Source organism: Chitinophaga sp. (assembly GCF_035564935.1).
Classification (GTDB): domain Bacteria; phylum Bacteroidota; class Bacteroidia; order Chitinophagales; family Chitinophagaceae; genus Chitinophaga.
Genome location: NZ_DATMTE010000170.1, coordinates 1 through 7,125, shown reverse-complemented (window position 1 = coordinate 7,125; position 7,125 = coordinate 1). Strand labels below are relative to the sequence as shown.

Below are 7,125 nucleotides of genomic sequence, written 5' to 3'. Positions count from 1 at the left end.
TCAAATCATTTTAAAATCATTACAAAATCAAATCAACGTAATCAGCGAAATCATCAAAATCCTGAGTCAGACAAAATCCGCGTATTCATTCTTTGCTGGAACTTTTCCAGGAATTGCGCTACATGAAACCCATCCATCAGGGCGTGGTGTACATGTACTGATACGGGCATCATTTTTCTTTCGCCGGCATCCCGCACTTTGCCGAAGCTGATCTTGGGGCAGCTGTCTTTAAACGAGAAGCTCCGTGCATGTGATATTGCCGTAAAGTTGATCCACGGCAGCGAAGAATAATGGATCACATTTTCTCCTGACACGGCGGGTACCAGGCCTGTGCTTTGCCGCACTCTTTCTATTTCCGATTTGCTATGGGCTTCAAAGATGCCGGCATCTTCATAAAAATCCATATAAGCAAAACCAAAAGTACCATCGGGCCGGTCAATGGTGGGCGATGCATGTACCTGGTCGTACACCCATACTTCGCCGTTGTTAATACGGTAGCGGAAAGGGGCTACTTCGTTGGCAGCGGCGAGGGATTTATGCAGGTAACTCAAAAAGAAGGAACCCCCGTTTGCTTTAACCATGTTGTAGTCATTGGTACAGTCAATTTCAACGGTGATGCCAAAAAATGGTTCGTCAAACTGACGGAAGAAATTAAAATGTTCCTTTCTCGCCCACGTATCCAGGTCTAATAATTGTTTCATAATATCAAATGCGGCAGGATATCTGCCATGGTGTTAAACTCGTAAAAACGGGAATCTTCAATGGTATGTTCTATACGCTCATGCTGCCACGTGGTATGATAAGGAATGTGGATGGCGTGGCCTCCCAGTGCCAGCACCGGTAAAACGTCTGATTTCAGGGAGTTGCCCATCATCAGGAACTCCTCCGGGCGGCAGTCGAGGTGCTTTATTAATTTACGGTAGTCGCTTTCCTTTTTATCGCTCATAATTTCAATATGATGAAAATAGTGCTCCAGCCCCGACTTTCTCAATTTGCGTTCCTGGTCCAGCAAGTCGCCTTTGGTAGCTACTACCAGCCTGTATTTCCCCGAAAGCGCCTGTAATACGTCTTCCACCCCATCCAGCAACTCAATGGGCTTATTCAGCATTTCCTGGCCGTATTGGATCACCTTATGCAGTATTTCAGGGCTGGCAGTATTTTCGGTTACACGTAACACCGTTTCTATCATGCAAAGCATAAAGGATTTTATACCGTATCCATACAGCTCCAGGTTGGCCATTTCTGTTTTAAACAGCTCCTGTGATACGGTATGATGCGGCAGATAATCTTCCAGCAGGTTGCAAAAGAGGGTTTCTGTTTCCTGGAAGTAAGGTTCGTTTACCCAAAGGGTGTCATCGGCATCGAATGCGATAACGCTAATATCAGAGATCATTGTTATTTTTACGTTTTTCCGGGGGCAAAAATAAGACCCGGCTGGTTATAAAACGGGACATTTGTCCCACCCTTTTTAAGTATGTTACGGACCAATCCTGCTTTTCTTCATTTCATGGAACAATTCACTGCCAGCGCCCCGGAAAGCGAAGCGGTAGCGATAAAAACTTTTGCACCCGGTACCCGGCTTATCCACCAGGGGGATACCATCAGCTATGTGTATATTATCAGGGAAGGCATTACCAAATGTTATATTGAGGAAGACAACGGGAAAGACTATATTTTCGAAATTCTGGGCAAAGGAGAGATTACCGGGGAACTGGAAGCCATCAGGAAAGAAAAATGCCTGTGTAATATTGAAGCCCTTACTTCAGTAACTGCCTATACCATTCCGCATACCTTGTTTGCCTGGCTGCTGCTGAACAATAAAGTATTTAACGGGCTGCTGCTGGAGGAACTCGCCATCCGTATCCGGCAAACCTGTATCCGTACCTCTTACCAGCAATTATATCCTGTGGAATACGCATTGCTCCGTTTACTGGCGCTGGAAGCGGCACAGGATATTATTATACCTAAAAAAGATATGGCCTCTTACCTTGGCATTACCATCCGCAGCTTTAACAGGACCTTGAAGGAACTGAGGGCCAGAAATATCCTGGATCCGCAGGGATTAAACATTGATCTGAGCAGGAAACAACTGGAAGAAATATTACGCAGGTTTGAGGAGATGTGATAGCAATATAACGTTTACCTGTATACGAAAATGAAGCGGGTGTATCAAAAGTACCTGGTGGCGCCGTGAATTACATCAACAAAAATACTCCCTACCGGTACCCCGATAAAACTTTAACACACCCGCTTTTCCATTACTTAAACAATCTCCATTCACTCAGCTGGAAATCCACGCTACCATTGGTGCTTGTTACATACACGGCGTAATACTTATACGCGGTGGTATTGGAAATGGCGAATTGCCTGGTTTGATTCCTGGCGCTGAATGCCTGGTTGGTTTGCGTGTCCAGTACAGTCCAGGTTGTGCCATTATCGGAACCTTTCAGCTGCCAGTTTTTAGGATCGCGGTCAATAGCGTCATCGCCGGAAGTAAGGGTATATGACCTCACTGTTTGGCCAGTAGTGAACTGCAGCTGCATTTTAAAATCGGCGGGCACTGCGTTAACAAATAGTTTGGTGCTGTACACGTTATCTGTGAGCTTCAGCGAGCCTTCCGCAGCCGAAGCGCCGCCACCATTCTCTTTACTCACTGTGATGGCGCCGGCAGCGGTAATATCATCCGATGGGTAGGTGATGCCGGAGAAGGTTGATCTCGCCTGTTTCAGCTGGGCGGTCCAGTCGTTGCCCTGCTCATCTTTATTTCCGAAAGCAGTAAGCGCCAGTTGCTTCAGGTCTTTATTGGCAGCGCCGCTCCAGTAATGTACAAACTCTCCGAAGTTAAGCCCCCGGCTGTATTCAGGATAGGTAGTAATGCCGTTGTTGAATGTTTGTTTTGGGAAATGCTGTGCCAGCAGTGAAAAGAATTTATTCAGTGTGGCAGCGCCGCCATAATTGGCATAGATAGGATAAAACCAATCCCTGAACCAGTAGGTGCCTGCGCGGGGGAAACCATCTGTTTGCGTGATCTTCATATTGTGCCAGCGGGTTACATCGCTGCTGCGGCCCAGGGCCTGGTACACGTCGTATTGGTAGATCTCCATCCATTTGCTGTCGTGCCATATGCCGAAGGCCGGGGAGCCGTGTACCCCTTTGGAAGCGCCTTCCACGATATGGCCTACTTCATGCGTGGTAAGATCGATGTCGTTACCGGCGCCGGAAATCCATGCATTGGGATCAGACGAACCTACATCTATTACGTTGCGGTAATCATGACCGGCATCCATGTACGTAGAAGGATGTCCACCTGAATATTTGCCGGAGTGAAAGATCGCAAAAAGGCGGGAGTCGTCGCCAAAGGCGCCATACCTGCTTTTGGTGTAGTTCCATACCTGCGCCAGATAAGTGTTGGGCCAGGTGATGCTGCTGTTTACATCATTATCAAAATATACCGCTACGCTGGTATCGTAAAAAACGCGGTTCAGCAGCTGCTGATGCTCAAACCAGTGCTCTTGCCAGGTGGCAGGCGGCGCTGCCAGTACCTGCAGCTCTTTTTTTCCGGTAACGGGTTGAAGGTCACTGCCGGGAGTGCTTTTCTTTTCGCATCCGGTCAGTATGCCCAGCATGATGCATGCTGCAGCAAACAATGAAGTTTTCATACTGTGTTTTTTTAGATGAATAATAAAGGGGGTTTCGGGTTTTCAATTAATGCGCAACAGCACCAGGTGATGATGTTACGGTTCAGTTTTGGTTGTTCAGGTATATAAGTTAACACATCTTTTCACAGCAACCTGTCAACAGAATTTAAACAATTGTAAACGGATCTTAAACAGCCAAAGGAGCGCAGCAGGCTGCACTCCTTTGGCGTGGATATATGTAACCGTTATTCCATTGCGCAGGTATACATACCTTTTATGCGGATATACGTTACCGTTATTCTCCTGCGTAGGTATATTTACCTTTTGCACGGATATACGTTACCGTTACTCCGTTGCATGGCTATATACTCCCCTGTCCATACTAATGCCCAGGCGTTTCATCATACCGGGCATATCAAACCCCGACCGTTTATATTCCGCCGCCACCTGTTCTTTGGCACTGGCCACGGCAGCCTTGTTTTCCCATTGTGCAATGGTTACATAAACAAGTTTGTGCTGTTCATCAAAATATTCATAAGCTGCATCTGAAATGAATCCCGGCAATGTTTTTATAAACCGGCGGTTCGCTGCAACCCTTTGTTTGAACTCCGCAATACCAGCAGATGGTACCAGGAATTTATCAATGAACTGTACCTGTTCGTGTACCGGCGCAGTGGCAATATCCGCCGGCAATACGCCCAGCCCGGTGAGAAATCCCAACCGGTCTGTTTGCACTTCGCCTGCGATTATTTTCCCGTTTTCAAGCTGGTAGATAGCTACTCCATTGATATGAATGGCTTTACCGGTGGCGGGAATATTTTTATAGGCGCCGGTTTGAGTGCCGTACCAGGTCCATTTAGCCACTACCTTATCGCCATCGGACAACAGGGAGGATAATTTCCATTGTATGTCCGGGAAAGCGGCAATAAGCGGCGCGGTGGGTGCAGTAAAACCAGCTACCCCTTTGCTTCCCTCAGGCCCGGTGTATTTTTCCGATACAATTACGGGCAATGCGTTCATATCTCTCTTATTCATTACATTTTCATACAAGTGCTGAATAATTGCTTTGTTCTTTTCCATAATTTCCTTTTGTTGATGAATAGTTTTTTCCTGTGAAAATGATAATACTGGCAGCAACAATGCTATGGCCAGGTATATCGTGATATAAACTGATTTCATATCTTCTTTTTACAAAAGTATTTCACCTCCCGGCCCCCGGATTGTAAAAAATCATTGATCTGTTCCGCCAGTTATACTTATTACCTTTTACTTTTTGCCTGCTTTTTATCCTGGCCGGCTTCGGGTTGTACCTGGCTACCAATAACAATATTTATTTCAACCATGATAAAACTTTTGCGGCAGCTGCAAACTGCTGGTGCCAGTTCCCGGAAATAAACCATATCGGGAGGCGCCTGTGTTTGCGCCCTATTCCCCCGCTTGATAAGTTATCGCAAATGGAGAAATATAACTTTATTGCACTGGTGATGATTACCGACGATGGTGATACAGAAGCTGATTAAAACAGGGAATCGGGCATATTGAAATTCAATATTCTCCGGCAGTTCAAAGGGGAGCCTGTGGCCCGGATCACAGAACATGCCAAAAACAGCAGTTGCGACCTGGGAATTTCCGCAGGTGAAGAATGCCTGCTTTTTGGTAGTTTAGCCGATGGAAAGCTGCATATCCAGGCCTGCAACAGGAATGTGATGTACCGGAATACTACCGGTTGGGCGCACTGAAAAGATCAGGAATACATGATGAAAATGGCAATGTTAAATGGGATAATCCATCACCAACTAGATAAGTTAAAATCTAAATTAACTTATTACCAACACATTAAAATGGAAATTTTCGGCTTCATGAAAGATAAAATCCTATATTAGAAGCTTGAAAAAAGCTGTATGCAGGCTTTTTTGGTATTAACCCTTAACAAATAACAAAAAGATTAAACGGGAGCATCTGAATATTACTTATATTAATGTTATTAGCCCGGACAGTATGCTGCTAAAGGGAACCGGCCAACCGGTGTGACGTAAAAGCTAAAAAAGTACATGAACATATACCAACATTATTCTTTTGATCTATGGTTAACTTTAATAAAATCGAATCCTTCATTTAAACAGGAAAGGACCCGGTTTTTTTACGACCATTTCAATCAACACCAAAAAACGCTGGAAGAGGTAGGCCGTATATTCCGCAAGGTGGACTTACTATGCAATGCCATCAATGAAAAGACAGGCGGTAATATTGATGCAGAAGAAATGTACCTCATGGTGATCAGTGAAATAAATGATTACAGTAACGCTTTCGGGAACATAGATCTGGCGGCCCTTTACCAGGAAATGGACGCATTGGTGCTTAAATACCTCCCGGTTATTTATTGTTCAGAAACCGTAAGAACATTACGCAGGATAAAGGAATCGCCTGACCGCACCATCAGTTTGCTCAGTAATACCGCCTTTATAAAGGGCAGTACTTTGAGACGGGTGTTACAGGAGCTGGAGCTGGAACGTTATTTCGATTTCCAGCTGTATTCAGATGAAACCGGCATGTCGAAGCCCAACCAAAAAATGTTCCGGCTGATGCTGGACAATGTGGCGGCAGTAAGAAAAGATCAGGCGCTCCCGCTCAATAACATCATACATATTGGCGATAATAAAAAAGCAGATATCGATGGCGCACAGGTGGCAGGCATTCGTACGTTACTGGTCAACTCCAATAATCAATGTATTTCAAGCTTACTTAACTGATGACGACAACCTATTCACTTCATAAGATCACCAACGCGGAGTTTTTCGGGTTTTCGCCCGATGACTACAGCCGTTTTAAATTCGGGGACGATGCCATTGCCGCGAAATTCGGCGCCAGCCTGGCAGACGGGTTTATTGAACATCACCTGAAAGGAAAGGAAGTGCCGCAGTTAGTGGTAGTATCAAGCCCCTACTCCTTTATCCCAACGGCTACCTTTGCCATGAAAAACTATTTCGTTTTTCAGCTGAACAGGTGGCTGGCGGCGCATGGACACCCGGTATTGCAGGAAACCAAGGTACACCGTACCATCACCTACAAGGAGGATTACGGCGAACTGGATGCCGAACAACGGTTAAAGCTGATCGGCAACGACAGCTTTCATATCGACCGGCATTTCCTGATGGGGAAAAAAGTGATCTTCCTGGATGATATCCGGATCACCGGCGGCCATGAAAGAATGATCCTGAAAATGGTGGATGCCTACGACCTTTCCAATGATATATACCTGCTGTATTATGCGGAGCTGCAGAATAAAAAGATTCATCCCAACATTGAAAATTACCTGAACTATCATTATGTGAAGTCTATTTTTCACCTGGAAAATATCATCCAGGGCGAACATTTCTTCATAAACACAAGGATCGTAAAGTATATCCTGAACTACGATTTCGATTCATTTTGTATTTTCCTGCAAAATCAACCGGATAAATTCATAAATCTTTTGTATAATATGGCC

At 45.2% G+C, this 7,125-nt stretch carries 8 protein-coding genes; 4 read left to right on the top strand and 4 right to left on the bottom strand.

The genetic code is table 11. The features are described 5' to 3' along the window. Positions 1 to 53 precede the first annotated feature (53 nt). Both VN105_RS04580 and VN105_RS04575 read right to left on the bottom strand, forming a co-directional pair. On the bottom strand, positions 54 to 701 hold the full coding sequence (locus VN105_RS04580; RefSeq protein ID WP_325638382.1) for a chloramphenicol acetyltransferase: 648 nt from the start codon (positions 699 to 701) through the stop codon (positions 54 to 56). Then, positions 698 to 1,393, bottom strand: a complete 696-nt coding sequence (locus tag VN105_RS04575) for an HAD family hydrolase (protein ID WP_325638380.1) — start codon at positions 1,391 to 1,393, stop codon at positions 698 to 700. Before VN105_RS04575 ends, VN105_RS04580 begins: the two co-directional genes overlap by 4 nt. An 81-nt stretch (positions 1,394 to 1,474) precedes the next feature. On the opposite strand from VN105_RS04575, the gene VN105_RS04570 reads away from it, so the two are divergent. Beyond that, on the top strand, positions 1,475 to 2,125 hold the full coding sequence (locus VN105_RS04570; RefSeq protein ID WP_325638378.1) for a Crp/Fnr family transcriptional regulator: 651 nt from the start codon (positions 1,475 to 1,477) through the stop codon (positions 2,123 to 2,125). Positions 2,126 to 2,258: 133 nt separating this feature from the next. Here VN105_RS04570 and VN105_RS04565 read toward each other — a convergent pair whose 3' ends face one another. Then, on the bottom strand, positions 2,259 to 3,659 hold the full coding sequence (locus tag VN105_RS04565) for a hypothetical protein (protein WP_325638376.1): 1,401 nt from the start codon (positions 3,657 to 3,659) through the stop codon (positions 2,259 to 2,261). A 324-nt stretch (positions 3,660 to 3,983) separates the two neighbouring features. Beyond that, entirely contained in the window at positions 3,984 to 4,817 is an 834-nt protein-coding gene (locus VN105_RS04560; RefSeq protein WP_325638374.1) for an ester cyclase, read from the bottom strand. Between the two features lie 359 nt (positions 4,818 to 5,176). Here VN105_RS04560 and VN105_RS04555 point away from each other — a divergent pair, with 359 nt between their 5' ends. The 3 genes from VN105_RS04555 to VN105_RS04545 form a co-directional block, all read left to right on the top strand. Beyond that, positions 5,177 to 5,377 (top strand): hypothetical protein, encoded by a 201-nt coding sequence (locus VN105_RS04555; RefSeq protein WP_325638372.1) that lies wholly within the window; start codon positions 5,177 to 5,179, stop codon positions 5,375 to 5,377. A 312-nt stretch (positions 5,378 to 5,689) separates the two neighbouring features. Then, on the top strand, positions 5,690 to 6,388 hold the full coding sequence (locus VN105_RS04550; RefSeq protein WP_325638370.1) for an HAD family hydrolase: 699 nt from the start codon (positions 5,690 to 5,692) through the stop codon (positions 6,386 to 6,388). Further along, the coding region (locus VN105_RS04545) for a phosphoribosyltransferase family protein (protein ID WP_325638368.1) at positions 6,388 to 7,125 on the top strand (738 nt) is incomplete at its 3' end. The genes VN105_RS04550 and VN105_RS04545, both read left to right, overlap by 1 nt.

Excerpts from the sequence above, each read along its gene's own strand:
- VN105_RS04550 (WP_325638370.1), top strand. The coding sequence starts at position 5,690 with ATGAACATATACCAACATTATTCTTTTGATCTATGGTTAACTTTAATA.
- VN105_RS04565 (WP_325638376.1), bottom strand. The coding sequence starts at position 3,659 with ATGAAAACTTCATTGTTTGCTGCAGCATGCATCATGCTGGGCATACTG.
- VN105_RS04580 (WP_325638382.1), bottom strand. The coding sequence starts at position 701 with ATGAAACAATTATTAGACCTGGATACGTGGGCGAGAAAGGAACATTTT.
- VN105_RS04570 (WP_325638378.1), top strand. The coding sequence starts at position 1,475 with ATGTTACGGACCAATCCTGCTTTTCTTCATTTCATGGAACAATTCACT.
- VN105_RS04575 (WP_325638380.1), bottom strand. The coding sequence starts at position 1,393 with ATGATCTCTGATATTAGCGTTATCGCATTCGATGCCGATGACACCCTT.
- VN105_RS04560 (WP_325638374.1), bottom strand. The coding sequence starts at position 4,817 with ATGAAATCAGTTTATATCACGATATACCTGGCCATAGCATTGTTGCTG.